Source organism: Streptomyces sp. NPDC052016, assembly GCF_044548445.1.
GTDB lineage: Bacteria > Actinomycetota > Actinomycetes > Streptomycetales > Streptomycetaceae > Streptomyces.
On record NZ_JBIUBX010000027.1, the window covers coordinates 123711 to 146683 of the forward strand.

Below are 22973 nucleotides of genomic sequence, written 5' to 3' on the forward strand. Positions count from 1 at the left end.
GAGCACGCACCACATGCCGCATCGCTCCGTCCCTCCGGGCCATGAAGCGATGCGCGGACACCCCCTGGCCGGTGGACGGCCCGGCGCCCCCGGCGCCGGGTCGTCCGGCACGGGGCGGCACGGGGCGGCTCAGCCGAGCCTGACGACGGAGCCCTCCAGCGCCCCGTCCAGGTCGCCCCACAGATCCTCCACGTCCTCCAGCCCCACCGACATCCGCAGCAGCCGGTCGCTCACTCCGGCGCCCCGCCGTTCCTCCGCGTCCACGATGCGGTGGCTGATGGACGCCGGGTGCTGGATGAGGGTGTCGACGCTGCCGAGGCTGACGGCCGGAGTGATCAGGCGGACTCCCGCGATCACCTCGTGCGGGTCGCCGTGCACCTCGAAGGCGACCATCGCGCCGCCGATGCCCGGGTAGTGGACGCGGGCGACGCGCGGGTCGGCGGCCAGCCGGCGGGCCAGTTCGGCGGCGGTCGCGGAAGCGGCCCGCACCCGCACCGGAAGCGTCGACAGGCCCCGCAGCAGCAGATAGCCGGCCAGCGGATGCAGCACCCCGCCGGTGGCGAATCGTATTTGCCGAAGCCGTCCGGCGAACTCCTCGTCACAGGCGACGACACCCGCGAGGACGTCCCCGTGCCCGCCGAGGTACTTGGTCGCGCTGTGCAGCACCAGCCGCGCGCCCTGTTCCGCCGGGCGCTGCAGGACGGGCGTGGCGAAGGTGTTGTCGACGAGCAGCGGGACGGATCCGCAGGCGTGCGCGACGGCCGGCAGGTCGACCTCGGCGAGGGTCGGGTTGGCCGGTGACTCGACCATCACCAGACCCGTGTCGGGGCGCAGCGCGTCCGCGATGCCCGCCGGGTCGGTCCAGGTGACCTCCGAGCCGAGCAGCCCGGCGGTCAGCAGGTGGTCGCTGCAGCCGTACAGGGGGCGGACGGCCACGACGTGCCGCAGGCCCAGGGAGGCCCGCGCGAGCAGCACCGCGCTCAGCGCGGCCATCCCGCTGGCGAACGCGACCGCGCTCTCGGTTCCCTCCAGACGGGCCAGCGCCGTCTCGAAGCGGGCGACCGTCGGATTGCCCAGCCGTCCGTAGACCGGGGGGCCGTCCGGTTCGGCGCCGGTCGTGGCGAACGCGTCGATGCGCGCGGCCTCGGCGCGGCTGTCGTAGGAGGGGTAGGTGGTGGACAGGTCGATCGGCGGGGCGTGCAGGCCCTGCCGGGCCAGGTCGTCCCGCCCGGCGTGCACGGCCTCGGTGGCCAGGGCGCGGGGCGCTGTCGCTGCGGGTCGGCGTACGTCGTCGTACGCGTGCGTGCTCGCTGAGGCTGAGTCCATGGACGGCAGGGTGAACATCGGACGGGCACACGGGGCACGATTCCGTGTTACGTTCGGCCAATGGCCGAATCCGTCGTACTCGACCCGGTGGATCTCCAGCTGCTGCGGCTGCTGCAGAACGACGCCCGGACGACGTATCGCGATCTCGCCGCGCAGGTGGGGGTCGCGCCGTCGACCTGCCTGGACCGGGTGACACGGCTGCGCCGGTCCGGCGTGATCCTCGGACATCGGCTGCAGCTCGATCCGGCCAAACTGGGCCGGGGCCTGCAGGCGCTGCTGTCGGTGCAGGTCAGACCTCATCGACGGGAGCTGGTCGGGCCGTTCGTGGAGCGGATCCGGGCGCTGCCGGAGGCGCTGACCGTCTTCCACCTCACCGGACCCGACGACTACCTCGTGCACGTCGCGGTCGCGGACATGGCCGATCTGCAGCGACTGGTCCTCGACGAGTTCACGGCCCGGCGGGAGGTGGCCCGGGTGGAGACGCGGCTGATCTTCCAGCAGTGGGACTGCGGGCCGCTGCTGCCACCCGCCGCTTCCGGACAAACGCCGTGACGTGTGTCGCCGCCTCGTACGAGGATGGTGGGCATGTCATCGACCAACACTCCGTTGCCCCGCGAGGTCGCCGACGCCTACGTCGACGAGCTCATCGCCCTCGACCCGGTCACCGGCACCTTCCTCGGCGTGAAGGAGAGCTCGAGCCGCCTGCCCGACTTCTCGCCGTCGGGTCAGGAGGCGCTCGCGCAGCTCGCGCGGTCCACGCTGGCCAGGCTCGACGAGGCCGAGCGGCGACCCGGCGCGGACCGTGACATCGAGCGCCGCTGCGCCCGCCTGCTGCGCGAGCGGCTCACCGCCGAACTGGCGGTGCACGAGGCCGAGGAGGGCCTGCGCGCCGTCGGCAACATGTCCACGCCCGCGCACCACGTGCGCGAGGTGTTCACCGTGACCCCGACGCAGACCGACGAGGACTGGGCGGCGATCGCCGAGCGGCTGCGCGCGGTGCCGGCGGCGCTGGCCGGCTACCGGGAGTCCTTGGAGCTCGGCCTGGAGCGCAAGCTGTACGCGGCGCCGCGGCCGACCGCCACGTTCGTCGGTCAGCTCACCGAGTGGTCGGACACGGACGGTTCGGGCCGCGGCTGGTTCGAGGACTTCGTCTCCGACGGCCCCGAGGCGCTGCGCGCGGAGCTGGACGAGGCGGCCCGGGCGGCCACCGAGGCGGTCGCGGAGCTGCGGAACTGGATGCGGGACGTGTACGCGCCGGCCGTCGAGGGCGCCCCGGACACCGTCGGCCGCGAGCGCTACGCCCGCTGGTCGCGCTACTACAACGGCACCGACCTCGACCTGGACGAGGCGTACGCGTACGGCTGGGCGGAGTACCACCGGCTGCTCGCCGAGATGCGGCAGGAGGCGGAGAAGATCCTGCCGGGCGCCGATACGCCCTGGGTGGCGCTCGCGCACCTCGACGAGCACGGCAAGCACATCGAGGGCGTCGACCAGGTCCGCGACTGGCTCCAGGGGCTGATGGACCAGGCCATCGACGCCCTGGACGGCACCCACTTCGAACTCGCCGAGCGGGTACGGAGGGTGGAATCCCACATCGCCCCGCCGGGAAGCGCGGCGGCCCCGTACTACACGCCCCCGACGGAGGACTTCTCGCGCCCGGGCCGTACCTGGCTGCCCACCATGGGGCTGACCCGTTTCCCGGTCTACGACCTGGTCTCCACCTGGTACCACGAGGGCGTCCCCGGCCATCACCTCCAGCTCGCGCAGTGGGCGCACGTGGCCCAGGACCTCTCCCGCTACCAGGCCACGGTCGGTATCGTGAGCGCCAACGCCGAGGGCTGGGCGCTGTACGCGGAACGCCTGATGGACGAGCTGGGCTTCCTCACGGACGCCGAGCAGCGGCTGGGCTACCTGGACGCGCAGATGATGCGCGCCGTCCGGGTCATCGTCGACATCGGCATGCACCTGGAGCTCGAGATCCCGGCCGACTCGCCCTTCCGTCCGGGTGAGCGCTGGACCCCGGAACTGGCCCAGGAGTTCTTCGGCGCGCACAGCAGCCGTCCCGCGGACTACGTCGAGAGCGAGCTGACCCGCTACCTGAGCATCCCCGGCCAGGCGATCGGCTACAAGCTCGGCGAGCGGGCCTGGCTGCTGGGCCGGGAGAAGGCGCGCGAGCGGCACGGCGACACCTTCGACCTCAAGGCCTGGCACATGGCGGCCCTTTCGCAGGGCTCGCTGGGTCTCGACGACCTGGTGGACGAGCTGGCCGGGCTCTGACGGGGCGTGAGCGGGCCGCGGATGGTTGCTGCCGCCCGGCCCGCTCGTACGCCACCCTCTCTCCCACGACGACCGCCCGAACGCTGTTCCTGTCCCCGCGCGTCACCGCGACCGGCCGCGGCGTCGCGGACGCGGCCCGGCCACTTGGCGCGCACGTGGAGACGCTGCGCGACTGGCGGGTGCCCGAACGGTGGCGGGACGCGGCGGGGGCGTCGCTGTACGCCGGTCCGCTGTTCGCGGACGCGGTCACGAGGGATCTGGGAACACGTCTGCTGGAGGCGCCGAAGGACCGGCCGGCCGGCTCCCGTACGAACTGACGCTGCGAGACGTGGAGTTCACCACGATGAGGAGGCGCGCCTGCTGCGGCGCCCCGCGTTCGTGCAGCCGCCGAACGACAAGAACTTCCCGGCCCGGGTCTACGCGGGCGGCAGCGGGCTGCCGGGGCCGGACGCCGTCGAGGGCGCGGAACCGGTGCTGGTGAGCGACACCGTGACGTTCGCCGTGGAGTACCGGCTGTTCGTGCTGGACGGTGAGGTGCGCACCGGCAGCCGGTATGCGGCCCGGGGTGACCTGGATGTCGCCCCGCTCGCGGAGGACCCGCGCCGCGCCGAGGTGCTGGCGTTCGCCGAGCGGCCGGCCGGGTCGGGGCTGCCTAGGGCCGTCGTCGTGGACGTCGGCCTGGTGGACGGTTCCGGGTGGGCGGTGGTGGAGGCCAACGCCGTTTGGGTCGGCGGGCACTACGCGTGCGACGCGGACGCCGCGCTCGACGTGGTGCTGCGCGCGGCCCGCCCCGAGGCGGAGTTCGGGGCGTCGGACCACCCGTTCCTGCGTCCCGTCCCGGAGGCCGTGCGGGACTGACCGGGCGGCCCGGCGGTCAGCAGCCGCAGTCCTCAGTACCCACGGGAGCGGTCAGCGGGTCGGCGTCACGCCGCTCGCGGCCCTCCCAGGTCTCGAACTCGAAGCCCTCGCGCACCCAGTACTCGAAGCCGCCGAGCATCTCCTTGACGCGGAAGCCGAGTTCGGCGAGCGCGAGGGCGGCACGGGTGGCGCCGTTGCAGCCGGGGCCCCAGCAGTAGGTCACGACCGGCACGTCCTTGTCGAGGAGCTGTTCGGCCTGCTCGGGGATGAGCGCGGTGGGCAGGTGGACCGCTCCGGGTATGTGGCCCTGGTCCCAGGACTCGGTGGAGCGGGAGTCCAGGACGACGAAGCCGGGGTCGCCGCCGGCCGCGAGCGCGGCGGCGACGTCGGAGACGTCCGCGTGGAAGACCAGGCTCGCCCGGAAGTGGGCGGCGGCCTCGCCCGGGGCGGCGGGGGCGACACGCAGAACGGGGTTGACGGCAAGGGGGGCGGAGGGGGCGGGGGCCGGCTCGGAAGCGGCGGAGGCCGGCTCGGAGGGGGCGGAGGCCGGCTCGGAAGCGGCGGAGGCCGGCTCGGAGGGGGCGGAGGTGAGGGGAGAGGACGCGGAAGGGGCGGAGATGGCGGTCATCGCGGGGCCTTTCGGTGACGGTGCCGGCGGGTCTTCGACGACGGTGCCGGCGGGTCGTCGGCGACGGTGCCGACGGGTCGTCGGCGACGGTGCCGACGGGTCGTCGGCGACGGTGCCGACGGGTCGTCGGCGACGGTGCCGGCGGGTCGCTGGCGGCGGGTCGGCGGCGGTGCGGACGGGTCGTCGGCGGCAGGTCGGTGCGGTACCGGCGGGTTGCCGATGACCAGAAATCTACGGTCGCCGATCCTCTCCCTGAAGGGGCATTCCCCGGCCTGGACCTTGCCCGGCCGGGGATTCCCCTGCTATCCCTCGCTCATGACCGCGTATTCCCCGGACGCCACCGACTGGCGCATCCTCGAGGTCCTCCAGCGCGAGGGCCGGGCCAGCTTCGCCGACCTGGCGCGGGCCGTGTCGATGTCGGCGAGCGCCGTCACCGAGCGGGTGCGGCGGCTGGAGGAGGCGGGCGTCATCCAGGGGTACGCCGCCGTCGTGGACCCGGAGCGGCTCGGGCTGCCGATCCTCGCGTTCGTCCGGCTGCGCTATCCCAACGGCCACTACAAGCCGTTCCACGACCTGGTGGCCGTCACGCCGGAGATCCTGGAGGCGCACCACGTCACGGGCGACGACTGCTTCGTCATCAAGGTCGCCGCCCGTTCGATGCGGCACCTGGAGGAGGTGTCGGGCAAGATCGGCGCGCTGGGATCGGTGACGACCAGCGTCGTCTACTCCTCCCCGCTGCCCCGGCGCCCGCTCGGTCGCTGAGGCACCGGGTCATCCCCCGGTGCGCAGGCGCACCACCGATCCGCCTCTGCCCTTCACGACCTCCAGCTGCGCGTGGATCCGCCGCCGCAGGTCGGCCACATGGCTGACGATGCCGACGCTGCGGTCCCGCTCGCGCAGGGAGTCCAGGACGTCGAGGACCTCGTCGAGCGTCTGGTCGTCGAGGCTGCCGAAGCCCTCGTCGATGAAGAGCGTGTCCAGGCGCACCCCGCCCGCCTCGTCGGTGACCACGTCGGCGAGGCCCAGAGCGAGCGCCAGCGAGGCGAAGAAGGTCTCGCCGCCCGACAGCGTGGACGTGTCCCGCTCCCGGCCGGTCCAGGCGTCGACGACGTGCAGCCCGAGCCCGCTGCGGCCGCGTCCGGTCCGGTCGTCGGAGTGGACGAGGGTGTAGCGCCCGGAGGACATGCGCTGCAGGCGTACGGTCGCGGCGGCGGCAACCTGCTCCAGGCGGGCGGCCAGGACGTAGGACTCCAGGCGCATCCTGCGCTCGTTGTCCGCGGAGGTGCCCGCGGTGAGGCCGGCCAGACGGGCCACCCGGTCGTACTCCTCGCGCAGCGGGGCGAGCCGCCGTACGCCGTCGGCCGCGCGGGCGGAGAGACGGTCGAGTTCGGCGCAGCGGCGGGCGGCCGCGTCCTGGGCGGACGCGGCCCGGCGCAGGCGTTCCGCGGCCTCGGCGGCGGCCCGTTCGGCCGTGGTGAGGTCGGCGGGCGGCCGCTGGGCGGCGGCCACGGTCTCCGGCTCGGCGAGCACGGCCCGTACGGCGGCCTCCTCCGACTGCCGTGCGTCCAGGCGCCGTTGCAGCTCGCGGTGGGCGGTGTCGTCGAGGAGGGCGTCGGCGGCGGCCTGCGGGGTATCGAAGCCGGCCCGGAAGGCGGCTTCGTCGAGGCGCCCGTCGGCGGCCTTGAGCCGCTCGGCGCTCTCCTCGGCGGCGCGGGCGGCGTCGGCGGCTTCGGTGAGCAGGGCGGCCTGCCGCTCCAGCTGCGCGGCGCGCGCGGCCACGCTCTCCGCGGCACCCCGGGCCTCGGCCAGCTCCTGCTCCAGTGCGGTCCGTTCCCGCTCGAGCCGCTCACGGTGGCCCACCCGGGACGCGGCCCGCACGGCGGCGTCCCGCTGGGCGGCGGTGCGCCGCTCGTGCTCGTACTCGGCCCGGCGCAGCTCCTCGCGGGCGGGATGCAGCGCGGAGGCGTCCCGGCGGGCCTGCGCGTAGCTCCGCTCCAACTCGTCGGCCTCGGCGGCGAGCCGGTCGGTCGGGGAGTCGCCCGCCTCGGCGGTGGCGGCGGCGAGCGCCTCCCGGGCCAGACCGAGGTCGCGCTCGGCGTCCGCGCGCTCCTGCTCCGCACGCTGGAGGGCGGCGAGGGCCTGTTCCTCGGCCTCCCGGTCGACGTGTCCGGCGACCTTGCGCGCGGGTGCCGGGTGGTCGGTGGCACCGCAGACGGCGCAGGGCTCGCCGTCCTTCAGGGTGGCGGCCAGTTCCGCGGCGATGCCGTTGAGCCGCTGCTCCTTGAGGTCGAGCCAGTGCGTACGTGCCTGCAGCGCGCGCTCTCCGGAGGCGAGGGCCCGCTGCTGGGCCCGCTCCGTGTCACGGGCCAGCTCGTCGCGCAGCCGGGCCGCCGTCAACCGGCGCCGGGCGGGCTCCCGTTGGACGGCGAGCTGTTCGGCGCGGGTGGCGGCCTCCTGGGCGGACTCGACCCGGGCCTGGAGCGACGCGCGGGTCGCCTCCCAGTCCGCGAGCCAGCCCTCGGTCTCCGCCAGCACCTCCTCGTCGGCGCGCTCCTGCCGGTCCAGGTCGGCGCGCTCGGCGAGCAGCTCGGCCAGCCGCCGCTCACCGCGGCGGGCCGACTCCAGCCCGCCCAGCTCCCGTGCGGCCCGGCGTGCGGCGGCGGCGAGCCCTCCGGCGCCGTCCTCCGCGAACCGCTCGGGCAGCAGGGCACGCGCGCGTGCCTCGGCGGCGGCCGCCCTGCGATGCTCGGCGTCGGCGGCGTCCCGCAGTTCCAGGGCCGGCGCCACCGCCTCCGCCTTGCGCGCCCGCTCCATCCGCGCCTGCGCCTCCCGATGGGCCCCGGCCCCCTCCTCCAGGAGCCGGGCCCGCTCCCTCGCCCGGGCGAACCGCTCCTGCAACCGCACCAGTTCCCGTACGTCGGCCAGGGCGATCTCGGCGGCGGCCTGGGCGGACTCGGCGGCGAGGCGGCCGCACTCGGCGACCGTCAGCTGCTCGCGCGCGGTGCTGCGGGCGACGGCGGCGGCGGTCAGCACGGCCTCGGCCAGACCCGGTTCACCCGGTGCCATTTCGGGCAGCTCCATGGCGTCCCCGGCGGCCTGCTGCATGCGGTGCGCGTCCGCCAGCAGGGCCGCGTCGCCCTCCCGCACGCGTGCCTCGGTCGTCCGCCGTCGCTCCGCGAGGCGCTTCTCGACCTCGGCGAAGCGCTGGGTGTCGAAGAGGCGTCCGAGCAGCCTGCCGCGCGCCTCGGCGTCGGCGCGCAGGAAGCGGGCGAAGTCGCCCTGGGGCAACAGCACGACCTGGCAGAACTGCTCGCGGCTCATGCCGAGCAGCTGGGTGATCTCCTCGCCGATCTCCTGGTGGGAACGGCTGAGGTCCTTCCAGACGCCGGCCACGGCGTCGTACTCGCGCAGCAGGCTCTGCGCCTTGTCGACCGTCGTGCCCGTGCCGCGCCTCTTGGGGCGCTCCCAGGGCGGCTGGCGGGTGACTTCCAGACGGCGGCCGGCGACGGTGAGTTCGAGGGTGACCTCGGTGCGGGTGCCGGGGGCGGCGTGGTCGGAGCGCAGGGTCAGGCCCTGGGCGCTCTGGCGGGCGCCCGGGACGGACCCGTACAGCGCGTAGCACACGGCGTCCAGGACGGAGGTCTTGCCGGCGCCCGTCGGCCCGTGCAGCAGGAAGAGGCCGGCGGCGGACAGCTCGTCGAAGTCGACGCTCTGGGAGCCGCCGAAGGGGCCGAAGGCGGTGAGGCCGAGCCGGTGCAGCCTCATCGGGCCACCTCCCGGACAGCGTCGTCCGCGCGCACGGCGTCGAACGCGTCCCGCAGGACGGCCTGTTCGCGCGCGTCCGGGCCCGCCCCGCGCACGTGGGCCACGAAGTCCTCGGCTATCTCCTGGTCGCTGCGGCCGGCGAGGCGCCGTGCGTAGGACACGTCGGGGTCGTCCGGGGCGCGCTCGGGGGCGAAGACGAGGCTGAGGGTGTGCGGGAAGCGCTCGCTGAGCCGGGCCATGGGCTCGGCCGGGCGCACGGCGTCCGTGAGCGTCGCCTCGACCCACGCCTCCTCGTGTCGCGCGAGGCCGGGATCGGCGAGGAGCTCCTCCAGTGTGCCCCGGACGCGGGCCAGCGCGCGCGGCACCGGGCAGTCGATCCGCTCCGCGTCGAGCGAGCCGTCGGCCCCGAGGTCGACCAGCCACATCGTCTTGCGGTGCTCGGCCTCGGAGAAGGAGTAGGGCAGCGGGGAGCCGGAGTAGCGCACGCGCTCGGTGATGGTCTGGCAGCCGTGCAGATGCCCGAGCGCCACGTAGTCGACGCCGTCGAAGACGCCGGCGGGCACGGACGCTACTCCGCCGACGGTGATGTCCCGCTCGCTGTCGCTGGGTTCGCCGCCGGTGACGAAGGCGTGGGCGAGAACGACGGATCGCGTCCCCCGCGCGCGCGTGGCGAGGTCGGCGCGGACGCGGTCCATGGCGGCGGCGAGCACGGCCTCGTGGCCGGCCTTCTCCACGCCGAACTCGTCCTTCACGAGGGCGGGTTCGAGGTAGGGAAGGCCGTAGAAGGCGACCTCGCCGTGACCGTCGGCGAGCACGACGGGGGTCCCGGCCGCGCCCGGCGCGGTCCGCAGGTGGATGCCCGCGCGTCCGATCAGCCCGGCGCCCACGCCGAGCCGTCGCGCGGAGTCGTGGTTCCCGGAGATCATGATCGTCGGCACGCCCAGGTCGGCGAGCCGGTGCAGTGCGTCGTCGAACAGCTCGACGGCGGCGAGCGGCGGCACCGCCCGGTCGTACACGTCCCCCGACACGACCACCGCGTCCACCTCGCGCTCGCGCACGGTGCGGACGAGGTGGCCGATGAACTCGGCCTGGGCGCCGAGCATGTTCACCCGGTGGAACGCCCGGCCGAGATGCCAGTCGGAAGTGTGCAGGAGCCTCATGATCCTCGAGACTAACGGCCGGGTCTGACATCACGGGCGGTTACTCCCGTATCGCACCGTCATACCGACGGCGACACGGGGACGTTACGGACATTTGACCCGAAACGCGCAATCTCCCGATCCGCCCGTCCGTCAGGCGTCCCCGTACGCCTCCCCGCCCACCTCGAACCGGGCCGTTCCGGCCGTCGCGTCCGCGAGCCAGGCGCGGAAGGCGTCCACATCGGCGTCCGGCAGCCCGATCTCGATCGTGACCGCCTCCCCGTAGCGCACGTCCCGCACCTCGCGGCCGGTGGCGCGCAGGTCGTTCTGCACCTTGCCGGCCCGCTGATGGTCGACGGTCACCGTCGCCAGGCGGAAGCGGCGGCGCGTGATCGTGCCGAGGGCGTCGATGGCCTCGCCGACCGCACCGCCGTAGGCGCGGATGAGGCCGCCGGCGCCGAGCTTGACACCGCCGTAGTAGCGGGTGACGACGGCGACGACGTACCGCATGTCGCGGCGCAGCAGCATCTGGAGCATGGGCACACCCGCGGTGCCGCCCGGTTCGCCGTCGTCGCTGGCCTTCTGGACGGCGGCGTCGGCGCCGATGACGTAGGCCCAGCAGTTGTGGGTGGCGTCGGCGTGCTCCTTGCGGACGGCCGCGACGAACCGCTGGGCTTCCTGCTCGGTGGCCGCCGGGGCGAGGGCGCACAGGAAGCGGGAGCGGTTGACCTCGGTCTCGTGCACGCCCGCGTGGGCGACTGTGCGGTACTCGTCCGGCATCCGGCCAGCCTATGCGGTGCTCCCCGGGCCGCCGTCTCCCGAGGCGCGGGCGGGGACGTGCGACATGACGGCGCGGGGCGGCCCGGGGTCCGCGCAAACGGACCAACGGCCACTTGGGTTTCGGCGCCCGGGACCGCACGCGACGTCACGCCCCGTCGCCGAGGGCGGCCCCGGTGGCGGGTGACGCACCTCACCGGCGTCGCCCCGCCACCGGCCGATGCGCCGGCCACCGTGCTCCTGGCCCGGCTCAGCGGCTCCCCCGGGGCACCGTCACCGCCGTCAGCCGGGCTCCGCCCGGGGCGAGGTCCCGCCAGGCGGGCCCGTACCAGTCCAGCACCGCGATCGCGGACGTCGGGAACTTCACCCGTACCCGCTCCAGGGCGTCGCCCTCCTCGCCCCCGGCCAGCTCGAGGACCAGCTCCTGCAGCCCCGGGTTGTGTCCCACCAGCAGCAGGGTCTCGACCTCGGATGGCGTCTCCCCGACCACCTCCAGCAGCTCGGGCACGTCGGCCGCGTACAGCCGGGGCTCGTACCGGACCGGCGGTGGCGCGTCCCACTGGGCGCAGGCCAGCTCCCAGGTCCGGCGTGCGCGCACGGCCGTCGAGCACAGGGCGAGGTCGGGCAGCCGGCCGGCCTCGGCGAGCGCACGGCCCGCGGCCGGGGCGTCCCGGAGACCGCGTGGGGCCAGCGGCCGCTCGTGGTCGGGGGTGCCTCCGGGCCACGCCGACTTCGCGTGCCGCACCACGACCAGCCGACGCGGCGGCCCGTCCGCGGCGCGGGCGCTCATGCCAGGGCTCCCAGGTCGCGGGTGAGCTCGAGGCCGAGGAGGCGGTCGATGTAGGCGTACGTCTCGAAGCGGGCGCCGTCCGGCAGCTCCGGTCCGGCCTCCGCCACCGACCGCAGCACGCCCAGTACGCGCGGTACGTCCAGGTCGTCCTCCCAGGCGGTGCGGAGCCGTTCGCCGATGTCGTCGGGGACCGGCCGTGAGGGGCTTCGGGACCAGTCGGCGACGGCGCGGCGCCAGCGTGCGAGGGCGGTGCGGGCCTCCCGCAGCGCGTCCGCGTCGAGCGGGACCGGCCTGCGGTGGTGGTGGGAGAGCAGGGCCAGGCGCAGGGCGGTGGGGTCGGTGTCCGGCGGTACGGGGGCGGCGGCGAGGACGGGGGCCACGGAGATCAGGAGCGCTTCGGGCGGCGCCTCGCCGTCCTCCGCCACCACGTGCAGGCTCCGGGCCCCGCCGGTCCCGTGCGCGACGTCCCGGGCCTCCTCGAAGGGCCGGATGCCGAGGGCCGCGGCGGCCGTCCGCAGTTCCGCCCGCTCCGGCCCCCCGCTGAGCACGGTCATGACGGGCGTGCCGTCGAGTTCGAGGGCGCGGGCGAGGACGTCGGCGACGAGGAGGACACGGAGGGCGCCGGTGCCGGACCCCGAGGCGTGGGCCTCGACGCGGGTCAGGCCGCGGCGGACGGGGGCGGCGGGGACGGGCTCGCCTGTTCGGGCGTCGATGATGCGCAGCACGGGGCGAGCGTAGGCCCGCGGGGAGCCGTTCGCAGCGCGACGGCACGGAATGGGGACGACCCGTACGCTGTTGACGGGACGCAGCAGGTAAGCACCCCTTCCCGTCAGCCATGAGGAGGCCGCCGGTGTACGGCGACGAGGCAACGATCCGCAAGATCCTCACCGAACTCGGCGACACCTGGGCCGTGGTGGGCCTATCGACGAACACGCGGCGCGCGGCGTACGGCGTCGCCGAGGTGCTCCAGCGCTTCGGCAAGCGGGTCGTGCCCGTCCACCCCAAGGCGGAGACGGTCCACGGGGAGCAGGGTTACGCCTCCCTGGCGGACATCCCCTTCGAGGTGGACGTCGTCGACGTGTTCCTCAACAGCGACCTCGCGGGAGCCGTCGCGGACGAGGCGGTCGCCAAGGGCGCCAAGGCGGTGTGGTTCCAGCTCGGCGTCATCGACGAGGCCGCCTACGACCGCACGCGCGCGGCCGGTCTGGAGATGGTCATGGACCGCTGCCCGGCCATCGAGATCCCCCGCCTGCGCTGATTCCCCGGGCCGGCCGTCGTCGTCGCGTACGTGCTGCCGGGCGGGTACGCCCGGGTACGCCGTCCGCGCCGGGCCCCGGACGCTCCCCGGTCGCACGGGAAGGCGGCCCAGTGGCCGATCCGGCGCACTGACACCCTTCCGGGGGACGCCCATAATGTGCGGGTGACCACCTCCCCCCACGCCAACTCCCCTGACCCGCAGCACGTTCCGGTCGTCGTCGTGGGCGCCGGCCCCGCCGGACTGACCGTCGGCAACATCCTGCGGGCCGCGCACCTCGACTGCGTGGTGCTGGAGACGGAGAGCCGCGAGTTCATCGAACGGCGCCCCCGCGCCGGCGTCATCGAGGAATGGGCCGTGCGCGGACTCCAGCAGCGGGGCCTGGCGGGCCGGCTGCCGGAGCGCGCCCAGCAGCACACGGCCTGCGAGTTCCGCTTCGAGGGCGAGCGGTACCGCTTCGCCTACGGCGACCTGACGGGACGTCACCACTTCGTCTATCCGCAACCGCTGCTGGTGACGGACCTCGTGCACGAGTACGCCGACGTGCGCGGCGGGGACGCCCGTTTCTCGGTGCGCGACGTCGAGCTGCACGACCTGGACACCGACCACCCCTCCGTCTCGTACACCTGCCCCGCCACCGGCCGACGGCGGGTGCTGCGCTGCGACTTCGTGGTCGGCGCGGACGGCGCGCGGGGGGTCAGCAGGACCGCGCTGACGCGGGAGCGGGCGCGCATCGCACGGCACGACTACGGCATAGGCTGGCTGGCGTTGCTCGCGGAGGCGCCGCCCTCCTCCGACTGCGTCCTGTTCGGCGTCCATCCGCGCGGGTTCGCCGGGCACATGGCCCGCAGCCCCGAGGTCACCCGCTACTACCTGCAGTGCCCGCCCGGCGACGACCCGGGGAACTGGCCGCACGAACGCGTCTGGGCCGAGCTCCACGAACGCCTCGGGGCGGCCGGAGCGCCGCCGCTCACCGAGGGACGGCTGATCGAGAAGCGGGTGCTGGACATGCACGACTACGTGGTCGAGCCGATGGCGCACGGGCGGCTGTACCTGGCCGGGGACGCGGCCCACCTGGTCGCGCCCATCGCCGCGAAGGGCATGAACCTCGCGCTCCACGACGCCTTCCTGCTCGGCGACGCGCTGGTCGCCCGTCTGACGGAGGGCGACGGCGCCGGCCTGGACGGCTACTCGGAGGCGTGCCTGCGGCGGGTGTGGGACTACCAGGAGTTCTCGCAGTGGCTCTCCGAGGTCTACCACGGCGTGGCCGCCGGTGATCCGTTCCGCGCGGGCACGGCGCTCGCCCGGCTGCGCCGGCTGTTCACCTCGCCCGCCGCCGCTGCCGCGTTCGCCGAGCAGTACCTGGGGACGGCGGAGCGGTACTGACCCGGCGGAGCGGGGTCAGTCGTGCACCGGCCGGTCGGCCAGCCGGTGGTCGGCCACGTTCAGCGCCTCGTCTACCAGGCGGCGCAGATGGCCGTCGCGCAGCGAGTAGACCACCCGCCGGCCCTCCTTGCGGGTGGTCACCAGCCCGGCCAGCCGCAGCCGGGCCAGGTGCTGGCTGACCGCCGGCCGGGCCGCCCCGCACACCTCCGTCAGCGTCGTCACGTCCGCCTCGCCGGACGTCAGGGCGTGCAGCAGCGTCAGGCGGGTGCGGTCGCCCAGCAGGGCCAGCAACTCGGCGGCGAGGGCGAACTGCTCCTCGCCCGGGCTCTGCGGGTGCGCATGGTGCGCAGGTGACAGGTGCATGCGTGCGCTCATACGCACATAATGGCCGTGTGGGCGGGCATGGTCCACCCAGAGCGCCGGAAGGGGACCGATGTGAGCGAGCGGCACGACGACCACCGCGGCCACCGCGTCGACCACGGACATCACCACGGCCACGACGTCGACCACGGACATCACCACGGCCACGTCGTCGACCACGGGCACGGGGGCGATTTCCACCAGGGGCACGGGCATGATCACGGCCACGGCCACGGGCACGAGCAAGGCCACGAGCACGAGCAGGGCCACGAGGACCACCACGGTCACGGCCACCCTGGCCGGCGCCCCGCCTCCGGTGTGCGTCACCGCCTTTCCCACCTCCTCACCCCCCACTCCCACGAGACCGCCGACAAGCTCGACCGGGCCCTGGAGTCCTCGGCGCGCGGCATGCGCGCACTGTGGACCTCACTGCTGGTCCTCGGCCTCACGGCGGTGGCGCAGGCGGTCGTCGTGGTGGCGTCCGGGTCGGTGGCGCTGCTCGGTGACACCGTGCACAACGCGGCGGACGCGCTGACCGCCGTACCGCTCGGGATCGCGTTCGTGCTGGGGCGGCGGGCGGCCACCCGCCGTTTCACCTACGGCTACGGGCGGGCGGAGGACCTGGCGGGTCTGGCGATCGTGCTGACCATCGCCGCGTCGGCGGCCTTCGCCGGGTGGACGGCCGTCGACCGGCTGCTGGATCCACGGCCCGTCGACCACGTGCCGGCGGTCGCGGTGGCCGCCCTGGTCGGCTTCGCGGGCAACGAGTGGGTGGCCCGGTACCGCATCCGCGTGGGCCGCGCGATCGGCTCGGCGGCCCTGGTCGCGGACGGCCTGCACGCGCGCACCGACGGCTACACGTCACTGGCGGTGCTGCTGGGCGCCGGCGGATCGGCGCTGGGGTGGCACCTGGCGGACCCCGTCGTGGGGCTGGTGATCACGGCGGCGATCGTACTGGTGCTGCGGGACGCGGCGCGTGAGGTGTTCCGGCGGGTGATGGACGCCGTCGACCCGGCGCTGATGGACGCGGCCGAGCGGGCGCTGCGGCAGGTCGCGGGCGTGCGGGAGGTGGGCGAGTTGCGGTTGCGCTGGATCGGGCACCGGCTGCGCGCCGAGGTCGCGGTCGTCGTGGACGGCGACGTGACGGTACGTAAGGCGCACGCGATCGCCGTGGACGCCGAACACGCCCTGCTGCACGCCGTGCCGCGCCTGACGGCCGCCCTGGTCCACGCGGATCCGACACCGGCGCCGGGCGAGGACGACCCGCATCTGGCCCTCGCCCATCACTCCGCGGCCTGAGGTCAGGCCACCCCGAGCCCCTCCAGGACCACGGCCCCCGGCAGTTCGGCGAACGCCTTCCCCGGCACCAGCAGCTTGCCGCGCCGGCGCCCGCTTCCCACCAGGACGTACGGCAGGTCGACGACGGCCGAGTCCACCAGCACCGGCCAGGCGTCCGGGAGTCCGACGGGGGTGATGCCTCCGTACTCCATGCCGGTCTCCCCCACGGCCGTGTCCATGGGCGCGAAGGAGGCCTTCCGGACGCCGAGTTGACGGCGCACCACGCCGTTGACGTCGACCCGGGTGGGGGACGGCACGACGCAGGCGGCCAGCGTGGTCTCACCGCCGCGCCTGCCCGCGACGACGACGCAGTTCGCCGACTGCTCCAGCAGTTCCTGCCCGTAGTGCTCCACGAAGACGGCCGTGTCGGCCCACTGCGGGTCGGTGTCGACGTAGAGGATCTGCTCGGCGGGGACGCTGCCGCTCCAGTGGCGTAGGGCGTCGGCGACCGGACGGGTCAGCTCGTCGAGGCAGTCGGGGGCGGGCTGTGCGTCGTCGAAGTGTCCGATGGGTGCGCGCATGGTCCGCACGCTAACAAGACCCGGCTGCCGTCGGCGCCGGCGTCTCAGGGGACGGGCGGCACCGAGACGGCCATCACCATCTCCATCGGCACGTCACCGCGATTGCGGTACACGTGCGGGACGCTGGCCTCGAAGGAGGCGCTCGCGCCGGCCGGCACCAGGTGGTCCTCGCCGTCGACGGTGAGCGTCAGCTCGCCCGCGGTGACGTGGACGAGTTCGAAGGTGCCGCCGGGGTGGGGTTCGGAGGGGCTGTTCTCCCCCGGCATCAGCCGCCAGTCCCACATCTCCAGCGGCCCGGGGGCCTCCGCGCCGGCGAGGAGCCGGTTGTAGCTGCCGGCTTCGGTGTGCCACAGCCGTACCGCCTTCTCGGCGGGGACGATGCGGACCTTCGGACCCCGCTCGTAGTCGAGGAGCGTGGTGACGCTGATGCCGAGCGCGTCACCGATCTTGACGACCGTGCCGATGCTCGGGTTGGTGCGGGCCTGCTCGATCTGGATGAGCATCCCGCGGCTGACGCCGGCCCGGGCGGCGAGCACATCCAGGGTGAAGCCGCGCACCGAGCGCCAGTGCTTGACGTTGCGCGCCAGGGACTGGGTCAGGAGTTCGAGGTCCGACACGTTCCGTCCACTCCCGAAGTTCAATATTCTGGATGCCAGGGTTCATTGGCCTGCACTACGATGGGGTGCACCCGATCGTGCACCGAACTGTACTGCGAGGGATCCGTGACAGCACTCTTCGCCCTGGCCACGAGCCTCCTGTGGGGCCTGGCCGACTTCGGCGGCGGGCTGCTGACACGGCGCACCCCGGCCCTGACGGTGGTGGTCGTCTCGCAGACGATCGCGGCGGCCGTCCTGGGCGTGATCGTGCTCGCCACCGGCGGCTGGAGCGAGGCCGGGCCCCGTCTGTGGTTCGCGGTCGCGGCCGGTGTGGTCGGCCCGGTGGCCCTGCTCTCCTTCTACCAGGCGCTGGCGCTCGGCCCCATGGGGGTGGTCTCCCCGCTGGCCACGCTGAGCGTGGCCGTTCCGGTGTCCGTCGGTCTGTTCCTGGGCGAGCGCCCCGGGCCGGCGCAGCTCGCGGGCATCGCGGTCGCGGTCCTCGGGGTCGTCCTGGCGGGCGGCCCGCAGCTCAGGGGTGCCCCGGTGCAGCGCCGGGCCGTTCTCCTGACCCTGGTCGCGGCCCTCGGCTTCGGCACCGTGTTCGTCCTGATCACGGAGGCCTCGACGACCGTCACGGGCCTGTTCCTCGCCCTGTTCGTGCAGCGCGTGACCAATGTGGCCGTGGGCGGCGCCGCCCTGTACGTCGCCGTACGGCGCGGGGCGCCGGCGCTCTCCGGGGGCGGCCTGCGCCGGTCCTCGCTGCCAGCGTTCGCCTTCGTCGGACTGGCCGACGTCGCCGCGAACGGCACCTACGCGGTCGCCGCCCAGCACGGCCCGGTCACCGTCGCCGCCGTGCTCGCCTCCCTCTACCCGGTGGTGACCGCCCTGGCCGCCCTGGGCTTCCTGCGGGAGCGGCTGCGCGCAGTCCAGGCCGCGGGCGCGGGCCTGGCCCTGGTGGGCACGGTGCTGCTGGCGGCGGGCTGAGTCAGCCCTCGGGTTCGAGCCGGGCGAGCCTCGCCGCCGACTCCTCGTCGAGCCCCGAGAGCGCGACCAGTTGTTCCGAGGTGACCCCGTCCGGAATCGGCACGGGCGCCGGGGTGCGCAGCGGCGGCTGCCAGCCCTCGGCGGGCGTCCAGCGCCGTACGACCCGGGCGGGCGCCCCCGCCACCACGGCGTGGTCCGGGACGGTCCCGCGCACCACGGCCCCGGCCGCCACGACGACGTTCCGCCCGATCCGCGCCCCCGGCAGGATGACGGCCCCCGTGCCGATCCAGCACCCCGGCCCGATCTCCACGGGCTCCATCCGCGGCCACTGCTTGCCGATGGGCTCGTGCGGGTCGTCGTAGGAGTGGTTGGTGGAGGTGACGTAGACGTACGGCCCGAAGTAGCAGTCGCTGCCGATGGTGACCGTCGTGTCGGCGATGACGTGGCTGCCGCGGCCCAGGACGACGCCGTCGCCGATGCGCAGGATCGGGTCGGGCCCGAGGTCGAGGTCGGGCATCAGACCGGCCGTCAGGGTGACCTGCTCCCCCACGATGCAGTGCGCGCCGAGACGGATCCAGGGCTCACCGAAGACCGTGCCGAGCGGGAAGGCGAGCCGGGTTCCGCTGCCGATCGAGCCGAAGCGGAGGCGCCCGGGGTGTTCCGCGGTGACCGAACCGGTGCGCTGCACCCAGGCCCAGCCCGCGTGAACCGCCCGCTGCGCGAGGCGGCGCCACCATGATGAGAACGTGTTCTTGCGCTTCGGCACCCGCTCACGGTACTCAGCGCGCACCGGCCCCAGGACGCCGTTGCCCTGTGATCTTCACCCCACCGGGTGACGTACGGTGCCGGTGTACCCCGGACGAGGAGGAGACGGTGATGACGCACAAGGCGCTGATCACGGGCATCGGCGGCAGGGAACCGAAGATCCACGAGGAGGCCTTCGTGGCGCCCACGTCCTCCGTGATCGGGGACGTGACCCTGGAGGCGGGCGCGAGCGTCTGGTACGGCGCGGTCGTGCGCGGCGACGTCGAACGGATCTCCGTCGGCGCGCAGAGCAACATCCAGGACAACTGCACGCTCCACGCCGACCCCGGGTTCCCCGTCACCATCGGCGAGCGCGTCTCCGTCGGCCACAACGCCGTCGTCCACGGCGCGACCGTGGGGGACGACTGCCTCATCGGGATGGGGGCGACGGTGCTCAACGGCGCCGTGATCGGGGCGGGCTCGCTGGTCGCCGCCCAGGCGCTGGTGCCGCAGGGGATGGAGGTGCCGCCCGGGTCGCTGGTGGCGGGGGTGCCGGCGAAGGTGAGGCGCGAGCTGACGCCGGAGGAGCGGGAGGGCGTGACGCTGAACGGGACCCTGTACGCCGAGCTGGCCAGGGCCCACGGCGAGATCCACGAGTAGGGCCGCACCCCGGGGGCGCGGCCCTGTGTCGCCATGCGGTTCCGCGTGGGCGCGACCGGCCCGAAGGGTCCGCGCCCGGCTACTCGGCGGCCGCCACGGCCTCCGGAGCGACTGCGGCCTCGGTCTTCGCGGCGCCCTCCATCTTCCTGGCCTTGCGCTTGAGCACCAGCATCGACGTGAGGCCGATGAGGACGGCCGCCACCAGCCCCAGCCAGGAAAACCTCTTCAGCCAGGACTCGGCGACGACGCCCACGTAGTAGATGACGGCCGTCGTGCCGCCCGCCCACAGGATGCCGCCGAGGACGTTGGCGATGAAGAACTTCCAGTACGGCATGTGCAGCACGCCCGCGAGCGGACCCGCGAAGATGCGCAACAGGGCGATGAAACGGCCGAAGAAGACGGCCCACATGCCCCACTTCTCGAAGGACCGCTCCGCCGTGGCGACGTGCCCCTCGCTGAAGTGCCGGGGGAACTTCCTCCCGAGCCAGGCCAGCAACGGGCGTCCGCCCTTGCGGCCGATGGCGTAGCCGATGGAGTCGCCGATCACCGCGCCGGCGGTGGCGCAGGCGCCGAGGATGAGCGGGTCGATCTCGCCGTGCTGCGAGGCGAGCAGCGCCGAGGAGACGAGGATGATCTCGCCCGGCAGCGGGATGCCCAGGCTCTCCAGACCGATGACCAGGCCCACCAGCGCGTAGATGCTGACCGCGGGTACGGCCTCGAGCCACTCCTGGACGTGCACCGCCGGTTCCCTCCGATTGGCTTCGCTACTCCCGGCTTCTTCCGGTTCTCTCCGGTACGGCCGGTGCGCCGCGCGCGGGCGCACGGCGGGAAGCCTACCGGGTCGGCGGGGATCGCCCAGGCCGGTCCGAGGTGCCGTTCACCGCACCACGGACCCATGGGTCGGGCCGCCCGAGGGACGGCCGCACCATGGACGCAAGAGTCCGGCCGACCGACGCCACACCATGGATCCATGAGTCCGGCCGACCGACGGACGACCCGCCGCCGGAGCGCTCCTGCCCTTCCTTGACCGACATCCACGACGGCCGGACGGCCCCGTCCACGCAATGGACGACTTCGCCACGGACCGGACGGTCTCGCCCACCGACTGCACGGCCCTGCCCACGCACTGGACGGCTTCACCCACCGATCGCACGGCCTTGGCCACGGACTGGGCGGTCTCGCCCACCGACCGCACGGCCTTGGCCACGGACTGGACGGCCTCGCCCACCGACCGCACGGCCTTGCCCATGGCCGGACGACCCGCCCACGGACCGAACCGCCTCGCCCGCGGGCTGCACGGAATTCCCGCCCCGCTGCACGGCCTTGCCCACGGCCGGACGACCCGCCCACGGACCGAACCGCCTCGTCCGGGACCTGCACGGCCTCGCTCAAGGACCGGACGGACTCGCCCGCCGACCGGGCGGCTCAGCCCACCGGCCGGGAGCCCTTCACCGGCCGGGAGCCCTTCACCGGCCGAAGCAGTCACCGCCCGCCGTCCGTCCGGCCTCCGCTCAGCCGCGCGCCGTGGTCAGGCCCGTGAGGGTGTCGTCGAGTACGTCGCCCACAGCGCCGACCGGCTCGGAGACGGAGACGGGAGGCGTCGCCGCCCGGTCCGGCGGCCCGGCCGGCTCGCAGCAGGCCACTTGCGCGAACCGCGTCTCGTACTCCGGGGCGGGCGGCGCCGGGGTGGCATTGGGCGCCGGGACGCTGTCGCCGGGCCGTGACGGGTCGCCCGGCGGGGCCACCGGTCGCCGCTGGGGCTCCGCCGGGGACGACGGCCGTCCCTGCTCCTCCCCCTCCGGCGCCGGTGCGCCCTTCACCTCCACGGTGGCGTCGAACACCCAGCGCTGCCCCTCGGACCCGTCGCGGTCCGCGACGACGACGTCCGTCCGCGACCCGCCCGGGCCGGGCGTGACCACCTGGTCGCCGTGGCCCCGCCGCAGCAGGAGTTCCCCGCGGACGGTCAGGTCGAAGAAGACCTCGCCGGCGTGCACCACGCAGTCGTCCAGGACGGCCCTGCCGCGGTCGGGGTCGGCGGCCAGGCAGAGGGTCGGTGCGGCGGTGCTGCGCAGCAGTCCGTCGTCCCGGTACGACCACTGCTGCGAGGCGGCCGGCGAACAGGCCGCGACGACGGCCGGGGCCCCGGCCTCGATCCGCCCGCCGGCCGTGTCGAGGCACAGCCCCGTGGCAGCGTTGCGCAGTCTGCCGTGGGCGACTTCGGCGGGGCGGGAAGCGGGGGCGGCGGCCGAGGAGGAGCCGGTGGAGGCGGGGGCCTCCGGTGTGCGCGCGGTCGTGCCGGTCCCGACAGGGCTGGTGCCGCCGGCGGGTGCGCCCCAGGTGGCCGGGGAGTCCGGGACACCGTGGTCCTCGGTCCAGCTCCTGGTCACCAGCACGGCCGCGAGCAGGGCGAGGCACGTCAGTCCGACCCCGGCGAGGACGGCCTTGGAGCGCCGGCCCGGCAGGTCGAGCAACCGGGCCGGGGCGGTGCGGTGGCGGCCGCCGCCACCGGGCGGGCGTACTTGACCCCGCGGGCGTACTTCACCGCGCGGGCGTACTTCACCGCGCGGGCGTGCTCCGCCGCGCGGGCGTGCTCCGCCGGGTGGGCGTGCCGCCGTCGGCCGGCCCGGTGCGGCGGCCGTGTCCGCGGTGGCCGTCGCACGCCCAGGGCGGGAGTCGAGGTAGCGGCGGGCGCCCCAGCCGAGAACGGTCTCGGCGAGGAGGACGTCCAGTCCGCCGTCGAAATGGCTGAGTTGTTCGGCGGCGTGGCGGCAGTAGCGGCACTGCGCGAGATGCTGCCGGACATCGGGCAGCAGGGTCCCGCCACGGCGCAGGGGAACGTCGAGAAGGCGGTTGTAGAAGCGGCATTCAGGGGTGGGCGCGAGTTCCCGGTGCGCGCGTACGCAGCCCGCCCGGAATTGCTCACGGGCCCGTTCCAGACCGGCCGTCGCGGTGATGCCGTCGACGCCCAGCAGACCGGCCGGTACGGTTATCGGCTCGGCTTCCACCTCCGTATGCCACAGGAGGCATTGGGAAGCGGCGGAGAGGGACTGGAAAGCCCGCTCGGCGAGTTGTCGCCTTTCGGGTGTCGCGGCTCGCGCGGCGCGCAGTCCGCGGCCGCCGACGGTTCTGCGCAGTTCCGGCAGGACGGCCACCACTCCGTCGGCTCCGGCCCATGCGCGGACCGTGTCGCGTACGGAGACGAGGAGTTGGGGACGCAGGGCGCCGTCGGCGCGCCCGGCCGCCAGCCGCCCGAAGACCTCGTGGAACGCGGCGGCGGCCACGATCCGTGCCGAGTCCTCTGGGCCGGCGAGGCAGACGGTGGCGTAGTCGTGAGCCGCGCGCCAGTGCCGGGCGAGCAGCAGGGCGACCGCGCGGGCGTTGCCGTCCGTGCCGAGCCGGGCGGCGAGGTCGCGGTCGGAATCCCCGGGGGTCCATCCGGGGCGGGGCGGGTAGGGCGGGCGTGGGGGGTTGGGGAACTGCACGGAACCTTTTCCTTCCCAACTGACGAACGGCACGCGTACATACACGTCCGCCGGAAAGCGGTGCCTGAATGGTGCGGTGACCGGTGC

23 protein-coding genes are annotated in these 22973 nt (G+C 74.6%); 10 read left to right on the forward strand and 13 right to left on the reverse strand.

Features of this window, described 5'->3' with window-relative positions:
* Positions 1-129: 129 nt before the first annotated feature.
* A complete protein-coding gene (locus ACIHAR_RS30295) occupies positions 130-1326 on the reverse strand; it encodes a PLP-dependent transferase (protein ID WP_365471088.1) in 1197 nt (398 codons plus the stop codon).
* A gap of 60 nt (positions 1327-1386) precedes the next feature.
* Between ACIHAR_RS30295 and ACIHAR_RS30300 the strand changes: the two genes are divergently transcribed.
* The 4 genes from ACIHAR_RS30300 (at position 1387) to ACIHAR_RS30315 (ending at position 4461) form a co-directional block, all read left to right on the forward strand.
* Complete coding sequence (locus tag ACIHAR_RS30300) at positions 1387-1878, forward strand: Lrp/AsnC family transcriptional regulator (protein WP_365471091.1); 492 nt, start codon at positions 1387-1389, stop codon at positions 1876-1878.
* Between the two features lie 33 nt (positions 1879-1911).
* On the forward strand, positions 1912-3603 hold the full coding sequence (locus ACIHAR_RS30305; RefSeq protein ID WP_400022682.1) for a DUF885 domain-containing protein: 1692 nt from the start codon (positions 1912-1914) through the stop codon (positions 3601-3603).
* A gap of 155 nt (positions 3604-3758) precedes the next feature.
* Positions 3759-3920 carry a hypothetical protein gene (locus ACIHAR_RS30310; RefSeq protein ID WP_400022683.1) on the forward strand — a complete coding sequence of 54 codons (162 nt, stop codon included), beginning with the start codon at positions 3759-3761 and terminating at the stop codon, positions 3918-3920.
* A gap of 61 nt (positions 3921-3981) precedes the next feature.
* Positions 3982-4461: an ATP-grasp domain-containing protein gene (locus ACIHAR_RS30315; RefSeq protein ID WP_400022684.1), complete on the forward strand. Its 480-nt coding sequence runs from the start codon at positions 3982-3984 to the stop codon at positions 4459-4461.
* Positions 4462-4477: 16 nt separating this feature from the next.
* On the opposite strand, the gene ACIHAR_RS30320 is transcribed toward ACIHAR_RS30315, so the two are convergent.
* A complete protein-coding gene (locus ACIHAR_RS30320) occupies positions 4478-4927 on the reverse strand; it encodes a rhodanese-like domain-containing protein (protein WP_400022701.1) in 450 nt (149 codons plus the stop codon).
* 477 nt (positions 4928-5404) lie between these two features.
* On the opposite strand from ACIHAR_RS30320, the gene ACIHAR_RS30325 reads away from it, so the two are divergent.
* A complete protein-coding gene (locus ACIHAR_RS30325) occupies positions 5405-5851 on the forward strand; it encodes an Lrp/AsnC family transcriptional regulator (RefSeq protein ID WP_365467619.1) in 447 nt (148 codons plus the stop codon).
* Positions 5852-5860: 9 nt separating this feature from the next.
* Here the strand turns inward: ACIHAR_RS30325 and ACIHAR_RS30330 are convergent, their stop codons facing one another.
* The 5 genes from ACIHAR_RS30330 to ACIHAR_RS30350 form a co-directional block, all read right to left on the reverse strand.
* The gene (locus tag ACIHAR_RS30330; RefSeq protein WP_400022685.1) at positions 5861-8854 is read right to left on the reverse strand and encodes an AAA family ATPase; all 2994 of its coding nucleotides are present in this window, start codon (positions 8852-8854) and stop codon (positions 5861-5863) included.
* Positions 8851-10014: an exonuclease SbcCD subunit D gene (locus ACIHAR_RS30335; protein ID WP_400022686.1), complete on the reverse strand. Its 1164-nt coding sequence runs from the start codon at positions 10012-10014 to the stop codon at positions 8851-8853. The genes ACIHAR_RS30330 and ACIHAR_RS30335 overlap by 4 nt, the downstream gene beginning before the upstream one ends.
* 132 nt (positions 10015-10146) lie before the next feature.
* Complete coding sequence (locus tag ACIHAR_RS30340; RefSeq protein WP_400022687.1) at positions 10147-10773, reverse strand: YigZ family protein; 627 nt, start codon at positions 10771-10773, stop codon at positions 10147-10149.
* A 247-nt stretch (positions 10774-11020) separates the two neighbouring features.
* Positions 11021-11560, reverse strand: coding sequence for a SixA phosphatase family protein (locus tag ACIHAR_RS30345; RefSeq protein ID WP_400022688.1), 540 nt, complete (start codon positions 11558-11560; stop codon positions 11021-11023).
* Positions 11557-12285 (reverse strand): hypothetical protein, encoded by a 729-nt coding sequence (locus ACIHAR_RS30350; RefSeq protein ID WP_365467605.1) that lies wholly within the window; start codon positions 12283-12285, stop codon positions 11557-11559. Before ACIHAR_RS30350 ends, ACIHAR_RS30345 begins: the two co-directional genes overlap by 4 nt.
* A gap of 125 nt (positions 12286-12410) precedes the next feature.
* On the opposite strand from ACIHAR_RS30350, the gene ACIHAR_RS30355 reads away from it, so the two are divergent.
* Together ACIHAR_RS30355 and ACIHAR_RS30360 are read left to right on the forward strand one after the other, a co-directional pair.
* The gene (locus tag ACIHAR_RS30355; protein WP_365467602.1) at positions 12411-12818 is read left to right on the forward strand and encodes a CoA-binding protein; all 408 of its coding nucleotides are present in this window, start codon (positions 12411-12413) and stop codon (positions 12816-12818) included.
* 162 nt (positions 12819-12980) lie between these two features.
* The gene (locus ACIHAR_RS30360; RefSeq protein WP_400022689.1) at positions 12981-14201 is read left to right on the forward strand and encodes a 4-hydroxybenzoate 3-monooxygenase; all 1221 of its coding nucleotides are present in this window, start codon (positions 12981-12983) and stop codon (positions 14199-14201) included.
* 15 nt (positions 14202-14216) lie between these two features.
* On the opposite strand, the gene ACIHAR_RS30365 is transcribed toward ACIHAR_RS30360, so the two are convergent.
* Entirely contained in the window at positions 14217-14576 is a 360-nt protein-coding gene (locus ACIHAR_RS30365; RefSeq protein ID WP_365467597.1) for a metalloregulator ArsR/SmtB family transcription factor, read from the reverse strand.
* 303 nt (positions 14577-14879) lie between these two features.
* Here ACIHAR_RS30365 and ACIHAR_RS30370 point away from each other — a divergent pair, with 303 nt between their 5' ends.
* Positions 14880-15860 carry a cation diffusion facilitator family transporter gene (locus ACIHAR_RS30370; protein ID WP_400022690.1) on the forward strand — a complete coding sequence of 327 codons (981 nt, stop codon included), beginning with the start codon at positions 14880-14882 and terminating at the stop codon, positions 15858-15860.
* Between the two features lie 2 nt (positions 15861-15862).
* Here the strand turns inward: ACIHAR_RS30370 and ACIHAR_RS30375 are convergent, their stop codons facing one another.
* Positions 15863-16420, reverse strand: a complete 558-nt coding sequence (locus tag ACIHAR_RS30375; protein WP_400022691.1) for a YbaK/EbsC family protein — start codon at positions 16418-16420, stop codon at positions 15863-15865.
* A 44-nt stretch (positions 16421-16464) separates the two neighbouring features.
* Positions 16465-17037, reverse strand: coding sequence for an XRE family transcriptional regulator (locus ACIHAR_RS30380; RefSeq protein WP_365467589.1), 573 nt, complete (start codon positions 17035-17037; stop codon positions 16465-16467).
* Between the two features lie 105 nt (positions 17038-17142).
* On the opposite strand from ACIHAR_RS30380, the gene ACIHAR_RS30385 reads away from it, so the two are divergent.
* Complete coding sequence (locus ACIHAR_RS30385) at positions 17143-18000, forward strand: DMT family transporter (protein WP_400022692.1); 858 nt, start codon at positions 17143-17145, stop codon at positions 17998-18000.
* Between the two features lies 1 nt (position 18001).
* Here ACIHAR_RS30385 and ACIHAR_RS30390 read toward each other — a convergent pair whose 3' ends face one another.
* A complete protein-coding gene (locus tag ACIHAR_RS30390) occupies positions 18002-18766 on the reverse strand; it encodes an acyltransferase (protein WP_365467584.1) in 765 nt (254 codons plus the stop codon).
* A 110-nt stretch (positions 18767-18876) separates the two neighbouring features.
* Between ACIHAR_RS30390 and ACIHAR_RS30395 the strand changes: the two genes are divergently transcribed.
* Positions 18877-19404: a gamma carbonic anhydrase family protein gene (locus ACIHAR_RS30395; RefSeq protein WP_365467581.1), complete on the forward strand. Its 528-nt coding sequence runs from the start codon at positions 18877-18879 to the stop codon at positions 19402-19404.
* A gap of 79 nt (positions 19405-19483) precedes the next feature.
* On the opposite strand, the gene ACIHAR_RS30400 is transcribed toward ACIHAR_RS30395, so the two are convergent.
* Positions 19484-20143, reverse strand: coding sequence for a DedA family protein (locus ACIHAR_RS30400; protein WP_400022693.1), 660 nt, complete (start codon positions 20141-20143; stop codon positions 19484-19486).
* A 772-nt stretch (positions 20144-20915) separates the two neighbouring features.
* A complete protein-coding gene (locus ACIHAR_RS30405) occupies positions 20916-22886 on the reverse strand; it encodes a ricin-type beta-trefoil lectin domain protein (RefSeq protein WP_400022694.1) in 1971 nt (656 codons plus the stop codon).
* Between the last annotated feature and the right edge of the window lie 87 nt (positions 22887-22973).